Source organism: Streptomyces sp. Ag109_G2-15 (assembly GCF_900215565.1).
Taxonomy (GTDB): domain Bacteria; phylum Actinomycetota; class Actinomycetes; order Streptomycetales; family Streptomycetaceae; genus Streptomyces; species Streptomyces diastatochromogenes.
Genome location: NZ_OCNI01000001.1, coordinates 4,021,789 through 4,041,365, shown reverse-complemented (window position 1 = coordinate 4,041,365; position 19,577 = coordinate 4,021,789). Strand labels below are relative to the sequence as shown.

Annotated in this window: 13 protein-coding genes; 8 read left to right on the top strand and 5 right to left on the bottom strand. The window is 71.0% G+C overall.

Features of this window, described 5'->3' with window-relative positions; genetic code table 11:
- Positions 1 to 40 precede the first annotated feature (40 nt).
- The 3 genes from CRP49_RS18115 to CRP49_RS18105 all read left to right on the top strand — a co-directional run bounded on the left by CRP49_RS18115 (position 41) and on the right by CRP49_RS18105 (position 3,755).
- Complete coding sequence (locus CRP49_RS18115) at positions 41 to 1,651, top strand: glycosyltransferase family 2 protein (RefSeq protein ID WP_097254305.1); 1,611 nt, start codon at positions 41 to 43, stop codon at positions 1,649 to 1,651.
- Positions 1,652 to 1,829: 178 nt separating this feature from the next.
- The gene (galE, locus tag CRP49_RS18110; protein WP_097254304.1) at positions 1,830 to 2,810 is read left to right on the top strand and encodes a UDP-glucose 4-epimerase GalE; all 981 of its coding nucleotides are present in this window, start codon (positions 1,830 to 1,832) and stop codon (positions 2,808 to 2,810) included.
- A gap of 9 nt (positions 2,811 to 2,819) precedes the next feature.
- Complete coding sequence (locus tag CRP49_RS18105; protein ID WP_097254303.1) at positions 2,820 to 3,755, top strand: ADP-ribosylglycohydrolase family protein; 936 nt, start codon at positions 2,820 to 2,822, stop codon at positions 3,753 to 3,755.
- Positions 3,756 to 3,817: 62 nt separating this feature from the next.
- Here CRP49_RS18105 and CRP49_RS18100 read toward each other — a convergent pair whose 3' ends face one another.
- Positions 3,818 to 4,444, bottom strand: a complete 627-nt coding sequence (locus CRP49_RS18100; protein ID WP_097257426.1) for a TetR/AcrR family transcriptional regulator — start codon at positions 4,442 to 4,444, stop codon at positions 3,818 to 3,820.
- A gap of 201 nt (positions 4,445 to 4,645) precedes the next feature.
- On the opposite strand from CRP49_RS18100, the gene CRP49_RS18095 reads away from it, so the two are divergent.
- The 4 genes from CRP49_RS18095 to CRP49_RS18080 all read left to right on the top strand — a co-directional run bounded on the left by CRP49_RS18095 (position 4,646) and on the right by CRP49_RS18080 (position 10,396).
- Positions 4,646 to 5,560 carry an ABC transporter permease gene (locus tag CRP49_RS18095; RefSeq protein ID WP_097254302.1) on the top strand — a complete coding sequence of 305 codons (915 nt, stop codon included), beginning with the start codon at positions 4,646 to 4,648 and terminating at the stop codon, positions 5,558 to 5,560.
- Positions 5,553 to 6,419, top strand: coding sequence for an ABC transporter ATP-binding protein (locus CRP49_RS18090; RefSeq protein ID WP_097254301.1), 867 nt, complete (start codon positions 5,553 to 5,555; stop codon positions 6,417 to 6,419). The genes CRP49_RS18095 and CRP49_RS18090 overlap by 8 nt, the downstream gene beginning before the upstream one ends.
- A 102-nt stretch (positions 6,420 to 6,521) precedes the next feature.
- Positions 6,522 to 8,735: a CDP-glycerol glycerophosphotransferase family protein gene (locus tag CRP49_RS18085; protein WP_097254300.1), complete on the top strand. Its 2,214-nt coding sequence runs from the start codon at positions 6,522 to 6,524 to the stop codon at positions 8,733 to 8,735.
- The gene (locus CRP49_RS18080) at positions 8,732 to 10,396 is read left to right on the top strand and encodes a glycosyltransferase family 2 protein (protein ID WP_097254299.1); all 1,665 of its coding nucleotides are present in this window, start codon (positions 8,732 to 8,734) and stop codon (positions 10,394 to 10,396) included. Before CRP49_RS18085 ends, CRP49_RS18080 begins: the two co-directional genes overlap by 4 nt.
- Before the next feature lie 107 nt (positions 10,397 to 10,503).
- On the opposite strand, the gene CRP49_RS18075 is transcribed toward CRP49_RS18080, so the two are convergent.
- The 3 genes from CRP49_RS18075 to CRP49_RS18065 all read right to left on the bottom strand — a co-directional run bounded on the left by CRP49_RS18075 (position 10,504) and on the right by CRP49_RS18065 (position 17,520).
- Complete coding sequence (locus tag CRP49_RS18075; RefSeq protein ID WP_097254298.1) at positions 10,504 to 11,979, bottom strand: hypothetical protein; 1,476 nt, start codon at positions 11,977 to 11,979, stop codon at positions 10,504 to 10,506.
- Entirely contained in the window at positions 11,960 to 12,433 is a 474-nt protein-coding gene (locus CRP49_RS18070) for a GtrA family protein (RefSeq protein WP_373560355.1), read from the bottom strand. Before CRP49_RS18070 ends, CRP49_RS18075 begins: the two co-directional genes overlap by 20 nt.
- 131 nt (positions 12,434 to 12,564) lie before the next feature.
- Positions 12,565 to 17,520 carry an NAD-glutamate dehydrogenase gene (locus CRP49_RS18065; RefSeq protein ID WP_097254296.1) on the bottom strand — a complete coding sequence of 1,652 codons (4,956 nt, stop codon included), beginning with the start codon at positions 17,518 to 17,520 and terminating at the stop codon, positions 12,565 to 12,567.
- A gap of 601 nt (positions 17,521 to 18,121) precedes the next feature.
- Between CRP49_RS18065 and CRP49_RS18060 the strand changes: the two genes are divergently transcribed.
- Complete coding sequence (locus tag CRP49_RS18060) at positions 18,122 to 18,688, top strand: DJ-1/PfpI family protein (RefSeq protein WP_094217713.1); 567 nt, start codon at positions 18,122 to 18,124, stop codon at positions 18,686 to 18,688.
- Positions 18,689 to 18,889: 201 nt separating this feature from the next.
- On the opposite strand, the gene CRP49_RS18055 is transcribed toward CRP49_RS18060, so the two are convergent.
- The gene (locus CRP49_RS18055; protein ID WP_097254295.1) at positions 18,890 to 19,558 is read right to left on the bottom strand and encodes an HAD family hydrolase; all 669 of its coding nucleotides are present in this window, start codon (positions 19,556 to 19,558) and stop codon (positions 18,890 to 18,892) included.
- Between the last annotated feature and the right edge of the window lie 19 nt (positions 19,559 to 19,577).

The window sequence follows — 19,577 nt, the reverse complement described above, 5'->3', positions numbered from 1 at the left end:
GTATTACCGAATATTTCTACGCTCCCGGCCTGTGGACCCCATGCATCCAGACCCGCGAGACCCGAACCCTACGCCTCAGGTCGGTGTCGTCGTCATCGGCTACAACGACGCCGACCACGTCGTCGACGCCGTACGCTCGGCGCTCGACCAGGGCGCCGCCGTCGGTGAGGTCGTCGCCGTCGACGACTGCTCGACGGACGGCAGCGGCGAACTGCTGGCCCGCCTGGCCGCCGGCGAACCCAGACTGCGGGTCGTGCGCCGCGGGGTCAACAGCGGCGGCTGCGGCAGCCCGCGCAACACCGGGATCGACGCGGTGACGATGCCGTACGTGATGTTCCTGGACAGCGACGACGTGCTGCCGCCCGGCGCGGTGGACGCGCTGCTGGCGGCGGCCTCGGGGGCGCGTGCCGAGGTCGCGAGCGGGCTGTGCGTGCGCCGGGAGCTGCCCTCGGGGCGCGATCAGCCCTGGCAGGCGCCCCTCTATGCGGCGCACACCGTCCTCGCACGCCCCTCCCAGCGCCCTCGCCTGGTGCACGACACGCTGTGCGTCAACAAGCTGTACCGGACCGCCTTCCTGCGCGAGCACGGCATCCGCTTCCCCGAGGGGCGCTTCCTCTACGAGGACTTCGTCTTCACCGCGCGCGTGCTCGCCGCGGCGCCGCGCATCGCACTCGTACCGGACCGCGTCTACGTGTGGCACGTGCGCCGGTCCGCCGAGCAGTTGTCACTCTCCCTGGACCGGGGGCGCATCGACAACTGGAAGGCGCGTACCGAGGCGTGCGCGCTGGCGTACGACATTCTGCTGAGCGCCGGGCAGAAGGAGCTGGCGCGGGCCGCGCGGGCGAAGTTCCTCGACCACGAGGTGCGTATGTACGCCCGCGAGCTGGGGTTGCGCGACGCGCACTACCAGCGCGCGTGGTGGGCGCACACCCGGGAGTACCTCGCGCGCTACGACGCCGCCGACTGGGAGCTGAACCCGACGGCGCCCGGCCGGCTGCTCGCGCGGGTCGTCCTGGAGTCCGCCGAGCCGTGCGACCTGCCCCGGCTGAAGGAGCTGGCCTCGCGCCCGGCCCGGCTGCTCCCGCCCTACGCCCGCACGCCCGACGGCACGCCCGTATGGTCCGCAGACCTCCCCCAGGTCGCCCTCACCCCCTTCCTGACCCGCCCCACCCGCGTCCTGCCGCTCACGGTGGACGCGGAACTGCGCCCCCGCGCGCGTGACGCCCGACTGTGCCTACGGCTGCACGAGCTGTACGGACGGATGGCCGAGGCCGGGCCGCGGGAGGTGGAGGTGGAGTGGCAGTCCAGGGAGGACGGGCGCACGGACCGGCGCGCGACGACCACCTTCACACCCTCCAGCGCCGACGACTGGTCGGCCGAGGTGCCCGTCGATCTGGGCGCGCTCGGCGCGGGCACCTGGGATCTGCGCCTGACCGTGCACTTCGCGGACGGCGCGTCCCGGGAGGTGACGGCGCACGCCCTCGCGGGCGCCGGCCGGCTGCGCCGACGCGCCGTCCCGAGCGCCCGGCACGGCGTACTGCTGGTCCAGCCGTACGCCACCCACTCCGGCGCCCTGGCCCTGCGCGTGGCGACCGGGGTACGGGGCGTCATGGGCGTGGCCCGCGGCCGACTCCGCCGCCTGCTTCACTGAGACCCACGGGACTGAGACGCCCCAGGGACCGAGAGCCACGGGCCCAGGAGTCAACACGCCCAAAGAACCATCACGCCCGAAGAACCATCACGACCGAAGAACCATCACGACCGAAAGCCATCACGACCAAGAGCCACCGGCCACCACAGGCCGGCCGGCTGACGAGGGGAGGCCGTACATGACCTGGCTGATCACCGGCGGCGCCGGATACATCGGGGCGCACGTCGTACGCGCGATGACCGAGGCGGGCGAGCGGACCGTGGTCTACGACGACCTGTCCACCGGTGTCGCCGGGCGCGTGCCCGACGAGGTCCCGCTGGTGCGGGGCTCGATCCTGGACGGCGAGAAGGTGGCCCGCACCCTCGCCGAGTACGAGGTGACCGGGGTCGTCCACCTGGCCGCGAAGAAGCAGGTGGGCGAGTCCGTGGACCTCCCGCTGCACTACTACCGGGAGAACGTGGAGGGCCTGCGCGTCCTGCTGGAGGCGGTGACGCAGGCGGAGATCCCGTCCTTCGTCTTCTCCTCCTCGGCCGCCGTCTACGGCATGCCGGACGTGGACCTGGTCACGGAGGAGACCCCCTGTCTCCCGCTCTCCCCCTACGGCGAGACCAAGCTGGCCGGCGAGTGGCTGGTGCGCGCGACGGGCCGGGCGACGGGCCTGGCGACCGCGTCCCTGCGCTACTTCAACGTGGCCGGCGCGGCCACCCCCGCCCTGGCCGACACGGGCGTCTTCAACCTTGTCCCCATGGTCTTCGAGAAGCTCACCGAGGGCGCGGCGCCGCGCATCTTCGGCGACGACTACCCGACCCCCGACGGCACCTGCGTCCGCGACTACATCCACGTGGTCGACCTGGCCGAGGCCCATGTGACGGTCGCCCGCGCCCTGCGCTCCACCCCCGGCCGCGACCTGACCCTCAACATCGGCCGCGGAGAGGGTGTCTCGGTCCGCGAGATGATCGACCACATCAACGCGGTCACCGGCTACGACCGCCCCCCGATCATCACCCCGCGCCGCCCCGGCGACCCCGCCCGCGTCGTCGCCTCCGCCGACCGCATCGCCACCGAACTGGGCTGGCAGGCCAAGTACGACGTCCAGGACATGATCACCTCAGCCTGGGAAGGCTGGGTACGCCTCCACCCGGAGGCGGCGCGCTCGTAGGCTCCGGTGATGACCGATCCCTCGTGCATCGAACGCGCCGTCGGAGCCCTGCTCGGCTCCGCCGTGGGCGACGCCCTCGGGGCACCCTTCGAGTTCGGCCCCGAAGGCGCCTTCTCGGCCCGTTTCCCGCACCCCGGGCACGGCGGGGAGATGTGCGGGGGCGGCGGCTGGGACCCCGGCGAGGCGACCGACGACACGCAGATGGCCGTACTGACCGCCGAGTCGCTGCTGGAGCGCGGGGGCCTGGACCTCCCGGACGTGTTCCGCCGCTTCCAGCGCTGGGCTGCCGCCGACCCGAAGGACATCGGTCTCCAGACGGAGGCGGTCCTGACCGGCGGCGCCCCCTGGGACACAGCCGCGACCCTGCACTTCCGGACGAACCAACGGGCGGCCGGGAACGGGGCGTTGATGCGGGCGGCCCCCTCGGCGCTCCACTTCGCACGCTACGGCCGTGCGGCCACCATGGACGCTGCCCGCCGCCTCTGCGCCCTCACTCACGGCGACCCCGCGGCCTGGGAGGGCACGGCCGTCCTGCACGAGCTGATCCGCGCCGCCCTGACCGGAGAGGATCCGCTCACCGCCGTACCGGACACCCTGGCGGCGCTCCACCCCGACCACCGGGCCCGCTACGCGACCATCCTCTCCCCCGGCTGGCACCCGGACCAGGCCACCGAGTTCAACGGCGCGGTCTGGCCCTGCCTGGGCTCGGCGGTCTGGGCCCTGCGCACGACGACGTCCTACGAGGAGGCGGTACGTACGGCGATCGACCTGGGCGGCGACACGGACACGGTGGCGGCGGTCACCGGGGCGTTGGCGGGAGCGGTGTACGGGATCGGCGCGGTACCGGAACGCTGGACCGCGCTAATTCACGTACCGCTGCCAGGGTTCGACGGGCGGGTACTACGGGCACCGGAACTGGTCGACCTCGCCCAGCGGTTGCTCTAGCGGCAAGCCGCCTGCGCGGGCAAGCGGGACCCACCCCCGGCCGGCCACAGTGCCGGGCAAGGTCACAGCGCCTTGAGCGCCCCCGCCGTAGCCCGGGCCAGATTCTCCAGGTACCCCTTCGGCAGCTTCGGGGAGCGGATCACCACCGAGCGCCAGTACAGCGGGCCGGAGATCAGGTCCAGGGCCAGGTCGGGATCGATCCCGGCCCGGACCTCGCCCCGCGCCTCCGCCGCCGCCACGATCTTGCTGGCGACCCCCTCCTGACCGTCCCGCAGCGCCTTCTGCATGGCCTCCGCGATGTCGGGATTGCGGGCCGCCTCCGCCTGGAGGTCGGGGATGATCTGGGAGGCCACGGGGTGGCGCAGGGCGCGGGACGTCACCTCGTACAACAGCCGCAGGTCCCCCTCCAGGGAGCCCGTGTCCGGGACCGGCAGGCCCAGTACCGCCATCGCCGACACCACGTCCAGCACCAGGTGGAGCTTGGAGCGCCAGCGGCGGTAGACAGCCGTCTTGCCGACGCCCGCCCGCCGTGCGATGCCCTCGATGGACATACGGGCATAGCCGACGGCCGCCAGTTCCTCGAAGACGGCCGCGCGGATGGCCTCGGTCACGTCCTCCCGGAGCACGGCAGCCCCGGCGGGGGCCCGGCGGCGCACGCGCTTCGGGGCCTCGTCGGCGTTCGTCGTCATACCGAACAGCATAGGGCGTTACGACGAAACGGTTGCGTTCCGACGGTCGATGGTTCTACGCTCACGTTGCGACGATACGGTCCCGTCCCGACGTAAGAGAACGTGAAGAGAAGCGTAAGGAAACGCCGGATGGCGGACGAGGACCGCGCAGGCCCGGCGGCAGCCGGACGCACCCCCCTCCCCCGAGCGAAAGCAGCGGATGTGAGCCAGGTCCTCCACACACCGCCCCCCACCCAGGTCCCGGCCGACGACGACCTCACGGCGCTGGCCGCCCGGCACGGCCTCACGGTCAGCGGCGCCCGCCCGACCCTGCCGGAGTACGTCCGCCAGCTGTGGGCCCGACGCCACTTCATCACCGCCTTCGCCACCGCCAAACTCACCGCCCAGTACAGCCAGGCGAAGCTCGGCCAGATCTGGCAGGTCATGAACCCGCTGCTGAACGCGGCGGTCTACTACTTCATCTTCGGCGTGCTCCTGGGCACCAGCAAGGGCGTGCCGGACTACATCCCCTTCCTGGTCACGGGCGTGTTCATCTGGACGTTCACGCAGAGCTCGATCATGGCGGGGACCCGCGCGATCTCGGGCAACCTCGGTCTGGTCCGCGCCCTGCACTTCCCACGCGCCTCGCTGCCGATCTCCTTCTGCCTCCAGCAGCTCCAGCAGTTGCTGTTCTCGATGACCGCGCTGGTCGTGATCATCCTGTCCTTCGGCATCCCGATCACGCCCCGCTGGCTGCTCGCGATCCCCGCGCTGATCCTGCAGTCCGTCTTCAACGCGGGCGTGTCGATGATCGTGGCCCGGTGGGGTGCCAAGACCCCGGACATCGCCCAGCTGATGCCGTTCGTGCTGCGCACCTGGATGTACGTGTCCGGCGTGATGTGGAGCATCAGCAAGCTCACCAAGAAGGACAACCTGCCGCACATCGTCACGGTCATGCTGGAGACCAACCCGGCCGCCGTCTACATCGACCTCATGCGGTACGCGCTGATCCACAGCTTCCACGGCAAGCAGCTGCCCCCGCACGTGTGGGCGGCGGCCACCGGCTGGGCGCTGCTGGCCGGCATCGGCGGCTTCATCTATTTCTGGAAGGCTGAGGAGACGTACGGCCGTGGCTGAGCAGACCGCAGAGAACATCCCCACCGTCGTCGCCGACGGCGTCGACATCGTCTACCGGGTCAACGGCACCGGCGCGGGCCGCGGCACCGCCACCGCCGCCCTCAACCGCATCCTGCGCCGCAAGCAGGCCGAGAAGGCGGCCGGCGTGCGCCGGGTGCACGCGGTGAAGAAGGTGTCGTTCGTCGCCTACAAGGGCGAGGCGATCGGACTGATCGGCACGAACGGCTCCGGCAAGTCCACGCTGCTCAAGGCCGTCGCCGGGCTCCTCCCGGTGGAGAACGGACACATCTACACCCACGGCCAGCCCTCCCTGCTGGGCGTCAACGCGGCCCTGATGAACGACCTCACCGGCGAACGCAACGTCCACCTCGGCGGTCTCGCCATGGGCATGTCCCGTGAGCAGGTCAAGGACCGCTACCAGGACATCGTCGACTTCTCCGGGATCAACGAGAAGGGCGACTTCATCACGCTGCCCATGCGGACGTACTCCTCCGGCATGGCCGCCCGCCTGCGCTTCTCCATCGCCGCCGCCAAGGATCACGACGTCCTGCTGATCGACGAGGCGCTGGCCACCGGCGACCGCTCCTTCCAGAAGCGCTCCGAGGAGCGGATCCGCGAGCTGCGCGAGCACGCGGGAACGGTCTTCCTGGTCAGCCACAACAACAAGTCGATCCGTGACACCTGCGAGCGGGTGCTGTGGCTGGAGCGCGGCGAGCTGCGCATGGACGGGCCGACGGAGGACGTCATGCAGGAGTACGAGGCCTTCACCGGCGACAAGACCGGCAAGGCACAGCAGAAGCCGGCACCCAAGAAGGCGGCGCCGAAACCCGAGGCTCCCAAAGTCCCTCTTCCTTCGTGAGCCCTGCTCTTACCTCAGGCGTGGTTATACCTTTCATCCCTCTAGTGACAGTATGTTATGAAGGGTGCCCCCTGAGATGACGAGCCCAAGGAGTCCCCTGCGATGCCCCAACTCAGCGTCATCGTCTACGGGCCGAACGCCCAAGGACATCTGACCGAGCTGCTGGACTCGCTGGAGGCCCGCCCGCTCCCGGACGCCGAGGTGATCGTCGCCGCGGTCGGCGACTGGGCGCGGGAGACGGCCGAGCGCCACGCTCCTGAGACGGTCGTGGTGCCCCTGCCGGAGGACACCGGTGACGCGGCGGCCCGGGCGGCGGGCGCCGCGCGGGCCTCCGGCCGCTGGCTGCACTTCGTGCACTCCAAGGACGGTCTGCCCGCCGGCGCGCCCCGGCTGATCGCCGAGCGGACCGCCGAACTGGACGACACCGGCACCACTGGCACCCCCGTTGACGTACTCCTCCTCGACCACGTCACCACCACCTGGCAGACCGCCGCCGCCCCCTCCCGCGACGGCCGCCTCCTCGCCGGCGCCGGCCGCGCCGACCTCGCCCTGGACGACGCGGCCGACCTGCTGCGCCTCACCCCGCTGCTCGGCACCCGCGCCCTGCGCACCGCGTTCTGGCGGGCGCACGAGGAGCAGCTCACCACCGACGACGAGCCGTACGCCGCCCACGCGGCCCTGCTGCACGCCGGCCGTGTCGCCTGCCTGAACCAGGCGGCGTACGAGAACCGCGTGCTGCGCCCCGAGAGCCAGCCGCCCCTCACCCCCGAGGACCGCTTCGCGCTCATCGACCGCTACGAGTCCCTGCTCCCGCTCGCCAGGGACCGCCGTGCCGCCCGTACGGTTCTGTACGACCTGATGGTCCGCGACCTGGTGCGCACCTTCGCCGGCGAGAACCTGCCCGACGCGGTGGCCCGTGAGTTCTTCCGCCGGGCCTCCCTCGCGGCGGTCCGCTGGCGCCCGGAGGGCCACCAGCGCCCGGCCGGCATCGAGGGCGTCCGGCACGCCCTGCTCGAAGAGGGCGCGTACACCAAGTACCGCGCCTTCCAGGCCGCCAACCGCAGCCGCCGCGCCGCCAAGAAGGCCGTACGGACCCGTAAGCGCCAGGTCGGCGCGAAGCTCCGCGACCAGCAGTACCGCAGGGCGCTCAGCCGTCCGGTCGACCCGAACCTGGCCGTGTTCGCGGCCTACTGGGAGCGCGGGGTCTCCTGCAACCCGGCCGCCATCGCCGCCAAGCTCGCCGAACTCGCCCCGCACATCCACCGGGTGTGGGTGGTGAACAAGGAGAACGCGGCCCTCCTGCCGCCCGGCACGGACCATGTGATCCCCGGCACCCGCCGCTACTGGGAGACCCTGGCCACCGCCAAGTACCTCGTCAACAACGTCAACTTCCCCAACGCGGTGGTCAAACGCCCCGAGGCGATCCACCTCCAGACCCACCACGGCACCCCGCTCAAGCGCATGGGCCTGGACCAGATGGAACACCCGGCCGCCGCCAAGGGCCTGGACTTCGCCGCACTGCTGGCCCGTATCGACAAGTGGGACTACAGCGTCAGCGCCAACAGCCACTCCACCCGCATGTGGGAGCGCGCCTACCCGGCCCGCTACACCTCCCTGGACCACGGCTATCCGCGCAACGACGTCTTCTACACGGCCACGGCCGCCGACGTCCGCGCCGCCCGCGCGCGCCTGGGCATCGCCCCCGGCAGGACAGCCGTCCTCTACGCCCCCACCCACCGCGACTACGAGGCCGGCTTCACGCCCCGCCTCGACCTCGCCGCCCTCGCCGACCAGCTCGGCGAGGACACGGTCCTGCTGGTCCGCGCCCACTACTTCTACGGCGGCGCGGCCTCCCCGCTGACCGGCCTGCGCCGCTCCGGCCGGATCATCGACGTCTCCTCCTACGACCCCGTAGAGGAGCTGTGCCTGGCCGCCGACGCGCTGGTCACGGACTACTCGTCGATCATGTTCGACTACGCCAACCTGGACCGCCCGATCGTCGTCTACGCCGACGACTGGGAGACGTACCGGACCACCCGGGGCGTCTACTTCGACCTGATGGCCGAGGCGCCGGGCCGGGTCGCCCGCACCCAGGAGGAACTCGCGGAGATCTTCCTCTCCGGCGCCTGGCGTGACGAGGGCGCGGCGAAGGCGCGGGCCGCGTTCCGGCGCCGGTTCTGCGAGTACGACGACGGACGCGCCGCCGAACGGGTCGTACGACGGGTCTTCCTCGGTGAACCCGAGGAGGCGCTGCCCCCGGTACTCCCGCTCGACGAACGCACCCCCGCCCCGACCCCCGAGGAGGCCACGGCATGACGACCCCCGACGTCACGGTGACGGTCATCGTCTACAACGACGCGGCCCGCCTCCCCCGGGCGGTCGCGTCGCTGCGCGCCCAGACCCACGCCAACATCGAGATCGTCATCAGCGACGACCACTCGACCGACGACACGCCCGCGGTGGCACGGCGGCTGGCCGCCGAGGACCACCGCGTCCGCTACCTCCGCCTGCCGGAGAACAGCGGCGGCTGCAGCGCCCCGCGCAACCGGGCCATCGAGATCGCCCGGGCGCCGTACCTGATGTTCCTCGACAGCGACGACGAACTCCCGCCGCGCGCGGTCGAGCTGCTGCTGGCGGCGCACCGGGAGCGGGAGGTGGACTTCACGATGGGTGCGGTCCGCCGGGTCCGGGTGGACAACGGTCACCGCTCGACCTGGATGCCCCACCTGGTCGCCGAGCACCGCACGGTGGAAGGCATCGAGGACGACCCCCGGCTGCTCTTCGAGCACCTCTCCACCAGCAAGATGTACGCCCGCGCGTTCCTCGACCGCCACCAGCTCCGCTTCCCGGAGGGCATCCACTACGAGGACCAGCTGTTCTCGGCGCAGGCGTACTGCCTGGCGAAGGCGTTCACGATCATCCCGGACCCGGTGTACGTCTGGTACATCGACCCGTTCGCGGCGGCGGCCTCGGCGTCCATCTCCAACCAGCGGCACAAGGTCACGAACGTCCGCGACCGGGTCCACGTCCAGCGTCTGATCGACGACTTCCTGGTGGAGAGCGGGCACGCGGCGCTGCGGGAGGACAAGGACTTCAAGTTCCTCAAGCACGACTTCCGGATGTACGCGGGCGACCTGCCCTACCGGGACGCCGAGTGGCTGGAGTCCTTCGCCGAGATCATGAACCCGTACCTGGACACGCTGGCCGAGGGCGCCTTCGCCCGCCTGCCCCGCCCGGAACGGATCATCCTCCAACTCCTGCGCGACGGCCGCCTGTCCGACGTCCGGCTGGCGGCGCGCGGCCTGGGCAACGGCGTAGCACCTCGGCAGGTCACCGCCGACGACTCCGGCACCACCTACTGGGGTGACACCGTCCCCTCCGCCGACCGGGCCCGCCGCGAACTGGACGTCTCCGACCTGGAGCTGGACACGCGCCCCTTCCCCAGCGCTCACTTCCGCCACGAGATCACCGAACTGACGCCGGGCCCTGGAGCCTGCGTCACCCTCGCGATCCGCACCTACGACCCCGGCCTGCGGCTCCCGGTGGGACCGCAGCGCGCGAGTCTGGTGCTGGCCCCCGGCCGGCGCCGCCTGACGGTCCCGTTCCGCCTGGACCCGGTCCGCCCGGGCCTCTTCGAGGGCCGCGTCCGCCTGGACCTGTCGACGGCACCGCTGCCTGTGCAGGGCTTCGACGGAGTACGCCACCCGCTGCTCCGCCTGGAACAACAGGGTCTGGCCCACTCGGGCCTGCTCCTGGCCCCCCTGGACTTCCCCGTCGTCACAGCCCGCATCGACTACCGCTCCGGCGCCACCCCCCACCAGGTCACCATCGAACCGGAGGGCCGCAACCCCGGCCGCCTCCAGATCCGTTGGCAGCCGGTGGGAGTTACGGCCACGGTGATCAGACCGGTGGTCCAGAAGGTGGCCCGCCCGAAGGTACGGAACGCTGCGCGGCTGGTGGCGAGTGTGCTGAGGTAACAGGGCCGATCTTCGTCTGCGGGTGCGTGGGGGCTGGTCGCGCAGTTCCCCGCGCCCCTTTGGGGCGCGGGCAAGCGAAACCCACCCCCGCCCAGCCGCAGCGCCGGTCAGCGGTCCACTTCGTACAGGACCTGCTCACCCGGCCCGGTGGCCACCTGCCGCAGCCACGGCTCCGCGGACGACCTGCCGCCCACGACCCACCGCACCCCGTACTCCCGCAATATGGTCCGCCGCCCCTCGGCCGACGTACCCGCAGCGAAGTACCGCGTCACCGCCGCATCCCGCCGACCCGCATCCGGCAGAAACACATCGGGATACCCAGGAGCCACGGTGTACGGCCCGTACGCGGGAATCTGCCGGGACGGAAACGTACGGGCCATGACCACGTCCCCGTACTTCACCCAGGGCGTGATCCACTGATACCCCACCCACGGCGTCCGGTACTTCGCCGCGACCGCCCCGGGCAGCGCATCCCGCCCGACCACATACCCGAGCGTCCCCGCCTGCGCCCACGCCCCCACGGCCAGCGCAGCGCCGAGCACACACGCCCACCCGACCTGGACCGCCCGCTTCCCCGCCGACACGGCCTCCAGCGCGGCCGCCAGCTGGGCCGGGATCAGTACGGCCGGCAGGGCGCGGCCCCACGAGTAGTGCCCGGTCAGCCCGCCCGCGGCGAACACCAGCACACCGAGGAGGAAGAAGAGGACCAGCGGATCCCAGCGGTCCCGCCGCCAGCGCAGGCCCAGTGCCACGACCCCCAGCAGCACCAGCCCGAACCGCCCGGCCAGGTGGTCGTACAGCGGCCGGTGGATCGCCTCCAGGTCCGCGCCGGCGGAGAAGAGCGAGAAGAAGTCGTAGTACGGCCAGAGCCCCAGCAGCACCACGCCGAGCGCCAGAGCGGCGCCGAGCCGCAGCAGTACCGTCCTGCCCGGCCGTGCCGCGATCACCAGCGCCAGCGCGCCCAGTGACGCCACCACCCCCGTGAACTGGTGGCACAGCAGGATCAGCCCCCACAGCAGGCCGAGCCCCAGCCACACCCCCCAGCGGGTCTCGTCGCGCAACGCCCGGGTCAGCCAGGCCCAGAAGTGGAACGACAGGCCGAGGGCGAGCACGCTCGGGTACGACACCGTCAGCGCGAGCGAGTTGAGACCGAGGAAGCCGCTCCAGTTGAACAGGAGGGGGCCCCAGAGGAAGACCAGGCTCAGGATCGCGAGGGCGGGCGCCGCGCGGTGCGCGCTGAGCGTGCGGACGTACCGCCACACCCCGGTGACCAGCAGCCCGAGCCCGACGACCGCGCCGATCCGCAGCACGTCGAACACCGACAGGCTGGTGATCCTGGCGAGGCAGCCCAGCAGCAGCATCCAGGGCGAGTAGTACGGGCTCGGCGTGTCGGCGTCGACCAACGGGTTCCCGGGGTTCGACAGGCTGTGCCGCAGCCGTTGCACGGTCGCCGCGTGCATACCGAGATCGCCCGCCCAGGGCAGACGGACGATCACCAGGAGCATCAGAACCAGCACGAGCGCGGCGGCGGCCTGCGGCAGCGCCCGCACCGCGCCCGCGGGGCTAGGCGGCGCGGCGCGCATCCTGCTGGAACACCCAGGTGCGGTAGACAAGGAAACGGAAGGCGGAGGCGAGCACGATCGACAGCGCCTTCACCGCATTCGATTCGAACGCACTGTGCAGTCCGAGCCCGTGATAACCGACCCAGAACAGGCCGCTTTCCATGACCACGCCGAGTCCGCTGAAGACGAAGAACAGGACGAGCTGGCGGCGGGTGCGCGAGGCCCGGTCGCGATACGCGTAATAGCGGAAGCCCAGGTAATTGGTCGCCATCGCGATACAGCTGGCCAGGACCGTCGCGGTCATCGCCTGCCAACGCAGGCCGTGCAGCAGCAGGTTGAAGACCAGGAAATTGACGAGGACACCGCTGCCGCCGACAACCCCGAATTTCACGACTTCCAGCACGACGCGCGTGACGGGCCGGGCCGGAGCCGGCGCGGTTGCCGCCGGGCGGGTCTCGGTGAGGTTCACTGTCACAGCCCCGACCCTATCCGAAACGTACCGATTAGCAGGAAACGGTAAATTCGCTGATCTTTTTTGGCTAAGGCTCGGCAAGAAAGAAGGCGCCCCGGGCCTGACCGGCCCGGGGCGCCCTCATCGCCGTACGGCTACGAATGCGTGCGCAGCAGCGTCCGCATCGTCCGCATCGCCACCGACAGGTTGGCGAGGTCGAAGGATTCCGAACCGCGGATCTCCTCCAGGGTGGAGCGCGCCCGGCCCAGGATCGCCGAGTTCTTCTGCTCCCAGGCCTGGTAGCGCTGCTCCGGGCTGGCGGAGCCGTTGCCGGCCGCGAGGATGTCCGCCGTGAGGGCCGAGTGGGCCGCGTACAGGTCCTCGCGGATGGAGGCGCGGGCCATCGACTGCCAACGGTCGGCGCGCGGCAGCTCGATGATGCGGTCCATCAGCTGCGTGATGTTGAGCCGGTCGGCGAGGTCGTAGTAGACCTCGGCGACGTCCAGCGGCTCCTTGCCCATGCGGTCGGCCACCGAGACGATGTCCAGCGCCGGGAAGGCGGAGGAGAACCCGGCCACGCGGGTGGCCAGTTCGTCCGGGACACCGGCCGCGGACAGCTCGTCGTACACGTGCTGGTACCACTCCAGGTCCGCGCCGCGCAGCAGCTTGGGCAGCTCCTGCCAGACCCGCTCCACCCGCTCGCCGAAGAACTCGACGGTCTCGGCGAGCTGCAGCGGCTGCGGCCGGTTGTTCAGCAGCCAGCGCGTGCCGCGCTCGACCAGGCGGCGCGAGTGCAGCCGGATCCGGGTCTGGACGGCCGCGTCGACCTTGTTGTCCAGCTCCTCGACCGCGTCCCACACCGGCGCCGAGCGGAAGATCGCGCGGGCCGCGGTCTGGGCGCGGACGATCTCCTCCAGCGAGGCACCCGTCTCCTCGCGCAGACGGTGCAGATACGTCGTACCGCCCGTGTTGACCGTGTCGTTGACCAGCACGGTCGTGGTGATCTCGCGGCGCAGCGGGTGGCTGTCGACCGCGTCCGCGAACCGCTCGCGCAGCGCCGTCGGGAAGTAGGCGTGCAGCAGGGTGCGCAGATACGGGTCGTCCGGCAGCGAGGTGTGCAGCAGCTCCTCGGCGACCGTGATCTTCGTGTACGCCAGCAGGACGGCCGTCTCCGGACCGGTCAGGCCCTGGCCCTGGCCGAGCCGCTCGCGGATCTGGCGGTCGGTGGGCAGGAACTCCAGCGCCCGGTCCAGGTGGCCCTCGCGGACCATGTGGCGGATGAACCGCTGCTGCGCGTGCAGCATGTCCTTGGACTGGAAGAGGGCGTTGGCGAGCGCCGTGTTCTGCGCGTAGTTGTTGCGCAGGACCAGCGCGCCGACCTCGTCGGTCATCTCGGCGAGCAGCTTGTTGCGCTGCTTGACGGTCATGTCGCCGTCCGCGACCAGGCCGTTCAGCAGGATCTTGATGTTCACCTCGTGGTCGGAGGTGTCCACACCGGCGCTGTTGTCGATCGCGTCGGTGTTGATCCGGCCGCCGTGCAGCGCGAACTCGATGCGGCCCAGCTGGGTCAGGCCCAGGTTGCCGCCCTCGCCGACGACCTTGACGCGCAGGTCGCGGCCGTCGACGCGGATGGCGTCGTTGGCCTTGTCGCCGACGTCGGCGTTGGACTCCGCCGACGACTTCACGTACGTGCCGATGCCGCCGTTCCACAGCAGGTCCACCGGCGCCTGGAAGATCGTCTTCATCAGGTCGGCCGGGGTCATCTTGGAGATCTTCTCCTCGATGCCCAGCGCCTCGCGGATGTGCGCGTTGAGCGGGATCGCCTTGGCCGTGCGCGGGAAGATCCCGCCGCCCGCCGACAGCAGCTCGGTGTTGTAGTCCGCCCAGCTGGAGCGGGGCAGCTCGAACAGGCGGCGGCGCTCGGCGTAGGAGGTGGCCGCGTCCGGGTTCGGGTCGATGAAGATGTGCCGGTGGTCGAAGGCGGCGACCAGGCGGATGTGCTCGGAGAGCAGCATGCCGTTGCCGAACACGTCACCGGACATGTCACCGATGCCGACGACCGTGAAGTCCTCGGTCTGCGTGTCCACGCCCAGCTCACGGAAGTGCCGCTTCACGGACTCCCAGGCGCCGCGCGCGGTGATGCCCATGCCCTTGTGGTCGTAGCCCGCGCTGCCGCCGGAGGCGAAGGCGTCGCCGAGCCAGAAGTTGTACTTCTCGGCAACTCCGTTGGCGATGTCGGAGAACGTCGCGGTGCCCTTGTCGGCCGCGACCACCAGGTAGGTGTCGTCCCCGTCGTGCCGCACCACGTCCTGCGGCGGCACGACCTCGCCGGCCACCATGTTGTCGGTGATGTCGAGCAGCGCCGAGATGAACGTCTTGTAGCTGGCGATGCCCTCGGCCAGCCACGCGTCCCGGTCCACGCTCGGGTCCGGCAGCTGCTTGGCGACGAAGCCGCCCTTGGCGCCGACCGGCACGATGACGGTGTTCTTCACCATCTGCGCCTTGACCAGGCCGAGGATCTCGGTACGGAAGTCCTCACGGCGGTCCGACCAGCGCAGGCCGCCTCGGGCGACCTTGCCGAAGCGCAGGTGCACGCCCTCGACCCGCGGCGAGTACACCCAGATCTCGTACGCCGGGCGCGGCGCGGGCAGGTCCGGGATGGCCTGCGGGTCGAACTTCATGGACACGTACTCGTGCGGCTTGCCGCCGAGCGCCTCCTGGAAGAAGTTCGTGCGCAGGGTCGCCTTGATGACGGTCAGGAAGGAGCGCAGGATGCGGTCCTCGTCCAGGCTCGCCACCTGGTCCAGGGCCGCGTCCAGCTCCTCCAGCAGAGCGTCCACGATCTCCAGGCCGGCCTTCTGCCGGTCCGGGGACATCCGCGCCTCGAACAGGGAGACGAGGAGCCGGGTGGTGTGGACGTTGTTGCGGAGGGTGTCCTCCATGTAGTCCTGGCTGAAGGTGGAGCCGGCCTGCCGCAGGTACTTGGCGTACGCGCGCAGCACCGTAGCCTGCCGCCAGTTCAGCCCGGCGCTCAGCACGAGGGCGTTGAAGCCGTCGTTCTCCGCCAGACCGGTCCAGGTCGCGGCGAACGCCTCCTGGAACCGCTCACGGCCGTCGTCGCCGAGGTAGTCGCCGTTGCCGCCGCCCAGCGCCTTGGGCAGGCGCAGACCGAAGTCGTAGATCCAGGCGACGGTGCGGTCCGCGCAGCGCAGCTCGTACGGCCGCTCGTCCACGACCTCGACGCCGAGCCGGTTGAGGACCGGCAGCACGGCGGACAGGGAGACCGCGTCGCCCTTGCGGTAGATCTTGAAGCGGCGCTCGTCGGGAGCGGCGCCCACCGGCTCGTACAGGCTGAGCGAGAAGTCGTTGCCCTTCTCCGCGGTGAGCCGCTCCAGGTGGACCAGGTCGGCGACCGCCGCGCGCGGGGTGTGGTCGGCCTTGTAGCCCTCGGGGAAGGAGTTGCCGCCGTAGTAGCGGCGCAGCAGCTCGGCCGCGCGCTCCTCGCCGCACTCGGCGTTCAGCGCCTCCGCGAACCCGTCCGCCCAGGACCGGGCGGCCTCGACCAGGCGGGCCTCGATACGGTCCTTGTCGGCGTCCGACAGCTGGGGCAGCTCGGTGCCCGGCGGGACGCGGACGACGAAGTGCAGCCGGGACAGGATCGACTCGGTGTTCCAGGCGGTGAAGTCGACGCTGATGCCGCCGAGCTCCTCCTTCAGGATGTCGATGATCCGCAGCCGGACGCCGGTGGTGTAGCGGTCGCGCGGGAGGTAGACGAGGGCCGAGTAGTAGCGGCCGTACTCGTCCTGGCGCAGGTACAGCCGCAGCCGGCGGCGCTCCTGCAGGTACAGAACGCTCGTCGCGATGGCCTGCAGCTCGGCGGCCGGGGTCTGGAACAGCTCGTCGCGCGGGTAGGTCTCCAGGATCTGGAGCAGGTCGCGGCCGTCGTGGCTCTCGGGCGAGAAGCCGGCGCGTTGCAGGACCTCGTCGACCTTGCGCCGGATGACCGGGACCCGGCGGACGGACTCGGTGTAGGCGGCGGAGGAGAACAGACCGAGGAAACGGCGCTCGCCGACGACGCTGCCGTCCGCGGCGAACTTCTTGACGCCGACGTAGTCCAGGTACGACGGCCGGTGCACGGTGGCCCGGCTGTTGGCCTTGGTCAGCACCAGCTGCTTGTGCTCGCGCGCCTTGGCGCGGGCGTCGGCCGGCAGCCGCTCGAAGGACGGGCTGACCGGGTGCTGGTCGTCCTCGGCGTGGTGCGGGTCGGAGCGCAGGATGCCCAGGCCGGTGCCGGGCACGGCGGCGAGGGTGTCGTCGTCGCGCAGCTGGTACTCGCGGAAGCCGAGGAAGGTGAAGTGATCGGCGGACAGCCAGCGCAGCAGCTCGCGGGCCTCCTCGACCTCGGGCGTGGGGAGGTCGCCCGGCCGGGGCTCGCTCCCCAGCTCGTCGGCGATCCGGGTCGCCGCGTCCCGCATCTTCTCCCAGTCCTCGACGGCCTCGCGGACGTCGGACAGGACGCGCAGCAGGTCGGCGGTGATCTGCTTCAGATCGGCGCGGTCGGTCTCCCGGTCGGTCTCGACGTGGATCCAGGACTCGATGTGCGCGTCGTGCGGGAGGTCGCCGCCGGGTGCGGTGGGCAGCACCTCGATGAGCTTGCCGGTGAGGTCGCGCCGGACGACGATCTGCGGGTGGATGACGACGTGGATGCCGCGTCCCTGCCGGGTCAGCTCATTGGTGACCGAGTCGACGAGGAAGGGCATGTCGTCGGTGACGACCTCCACGACGGTGTGGCTGCAGGTCCACCCGTTCTCCTCGACGGTCGGGGTGTGCACCCGGACGTTCGCGGTGCCCTGGGGGCGGTTCTCGGCGAGCCGGTAGTGCGAGACCGCGGCGCCGAAGACATCGACCGGGTCGCGGTCGGTGAGGTCTTCCGGGGCGGTGTGCAGGTAGTAGCGCTGGAGGAACGCGAGCACGGACTCGGTGTCGGGAGTACCGGCCGAGCCCTCGCCCGTCGTCCCGGTCGGTAGGTGCCCCCCGACCGGGCTGTTCTCAGCTACCCGGGCGGCCCGTTCGAGCAGCTCGGCCTTGGCTTCGTCCAGCTTGGTCTGCATTGTCCTCTGGCTCCTGTCGCGCGCCATTGCGTGACGTAGAAGGAAAAACGGCCTCTTCCCCTCCGGCTCGACGCCACGGCCCGGGGTGTCCGGTCCGATCCGACGCTATGCCGCGAGGTGAGATGAGCGGGGGGTATTCGGCCATTGTTGGCACGCCCGTCAGATGTGACGCTGCTCTCGGCACCGTCGCTTTCCGGGCCGTCGTCGGCGTCCTGGGGGCATCTGTGCTCCCCTCCCGCCCGCGAAGACCAGCGACCGCCGCCCGGTCACGGAGGTGTTCCGTGCAACCCGGGCGCAGGGCAGGAGCAGGATCGCCCCCGCGAGATATCGCGCTGATCACGCCACAAGGCTATCGCTCCTTACCCGGGGCCCGTCATGAGCCGTATGTGTACAAAACAGGGGTCGGAAGTTTGACGTTCTGCACAGGGGCGGGGCGGGGGTGGGTGGCGTATCCGGGTGCCGTATCCGGTCGCGCCCGGAGTCTGCGGGACGCACCCTGAAAGCGACGGGCCCTCTTGGCAAGCGCGCCCTGGGAAGGCACGTTGCCTGCAACAGTGCCCGTCCCCCGTGGAGGGGACAGTGCCGCCCGGGAGGAGCCGACATGCCCGCGAAGATCCTCATCATCACCGGCGACGCAGCGGAGTCCCTGGAAGTCCTCTACCCCTACCAGCGTCTGCGCGAGGAAGGCTACGACGTCGACATCGCGGCCCCCACCCGCAAGACGCTCCGCTTCGTCGTCCACGACTTCGAGCCCGGCTACGACACCTACACCGAGAAGCCCGGCTACACGTGGCCCGCCGACCTCGCCTTCTCCGAGGTCGACCCCGGCCAGTACGCGGCCATCGTCATCCCCGGCGGCCGCGCCCCCGAGTACCTGCGCAACGACCCCGAGCTGCGCAAGATCCTCAAGGCCTTCTTCGACGCGGACAAGCCCGTCGCCCAGATCTGCCACGGCCCCCTGCTCACCGCCGCGATCGACAGCCTCCGCGGCCGCCGCGTCACGGCGTACCCGGCCCTGGAACCGGACATGCAGACCGCCGGAGCCCACTTCGAGGACAGCGAAGCGGTGGTGGACGGCACACTGATCTCGGCCCGCGCGTGGCCGGACCATCCGGCTTGGATGCGGGAGTTCCTGAAGGTACTGAGGGCAAAGGCACCGGCGAGCTGAGCACCGTTCGCTCGGCGCCCACCCTGCTGCGGCCGTCACGCCCGCATGGGTGCGGGCAGTCGTGCCGCTGGGGCGGCACGGGTGGGGGGTGGGGTCCCCCCCGCTCGAGCGAAGCCGAGAGTGGGGGAGGCACCCTGCCGGCGCCGGGAAGCGACCCCGCCCCCGGCCGACACCAACACCGGGCACCGCATCAAGCCCCGCTCACGCCACCAGTCGCTGCGCCTCCTCCACCGCCTCGGCCAACGTGTCCACCACCGGCACCCCGACCTCCTCCAGGCTGGCCCGGCTGTGCGAACCCCCGGTGTACAGCACAGCCCCCGCCCCCACATGCCGCGCAGCAACCGCATCATCCGCCGCATCACCGATCACCACGGTCCGAGCAACCTCCACCGCCCCGGACAGCGCCTCCAGATGCCGCACCATGTGCTCGGCCTTGCTGCCACCGGACGGCCCCGTACGCCCGTCGACCCGTATGAAGTGCGGCTCGATCCCGAACCCCCGCACCAGCGGCACAAGCTCCTCATGCCCGTACATGCTCAGCAGCGACTGACTGTGCCCCGCCGACCGCCACCCCGCGAGCAGCTCGGCCGCCCCGTCGGCCAGCCCGCAGCGGACCCGATGCTCCGCGTAGTACCGATGGAAGACCTCGTCCATCTGCTCCCACTCGGCATCCGTGGGCAGCCGCCCGAGCAACCGCTCGTAGAACCTCGGCACCGGCACGCAGTACAGCGCCCGGTACTGCTCCAGCGTGATCGGCGCCAGCCCCAGCTCGGCGAAGGCCGCGTTCGTCGCCCCGATGATCGCGTCATTGTCATGGAACAGGGTCCCGTTCCAGTCCCAGACAATGTGCGCGCTTCCGTGCATCCCCATGCCGAAAACCGTACCCGCC

Bases quoted from the DNA above. Each gene is read 5' to 3' on its own strand.
- CRP49_RS18115 (WP_097254305.1), top strand. From the start codon at position 41: ATGCATCCAGACCCGCGAGACCCGAACCCTACGCCTCAGGTCGGTGTC.
- CRP49_RS18105 (WP_097254303.1), top strand. From the start codon at position 2,820: ATGACCGATCCCTCGTGCATCGAACGCGCCGTCGGAGCCCTGCTCGGC.
- CRP49_RS18100 (WP_097257426.1), bottom strand. From the start codon at position 4,444: ATGACGACGAACGCCGACGAGGCCCCGAAGCGCGTGCGCCGCCGGGCC.
- CRP49_RS18065 (WP_097254296.1), bottom strand. From the start codon at position 17,520: ATGCAGACCAAGCTGGACGAAGCCAAGGCCGAGCTGCTCGAACGGGCC.
- CRP49_RS18080 (WP_097254299.1), top strand. From the start codon at position 8,732: ATGACGACCCCCGACGTCACGGTGACGGTCATCGTCTACAACGACGCG.
- CRP49_RS18060 (WP_094217713.1), top strand. From the start codon at position 18,122: ATGCCCGCGAAGATCCTCATCATCACCGGCGACGCAGCGGAGTCCCTG.
- CRP49_RS18075 (WP_097254298.1), bottom strand. From the start codon at position 11,979: ATGCGCGCCGCGCCGCCTAGCCCCGCGGGCGCGGTGCGGGCGCTGCCG.
- CRP49_RS18055 (WP_097254295.1), bottom strand. From the start codon at position 19,558: ATGGGGATGCACGGAAGCGCGCACATTGTCTGGGACTGGAACGGGACC.
- CRP49_RS18085 (WP_097254300.1), top strand. From the start codon at position 6,522: ATGCCCCAACTCAGCGTCATCGTCTACGGGCCGAACGCCCAAGGACAT.
- galE (WP_097254304.1), top strand. From the start codon at position 1,830: ATGACCTGGCTGATCACCGGCGGCGCCGGATACATCGGGGCGCACGTC.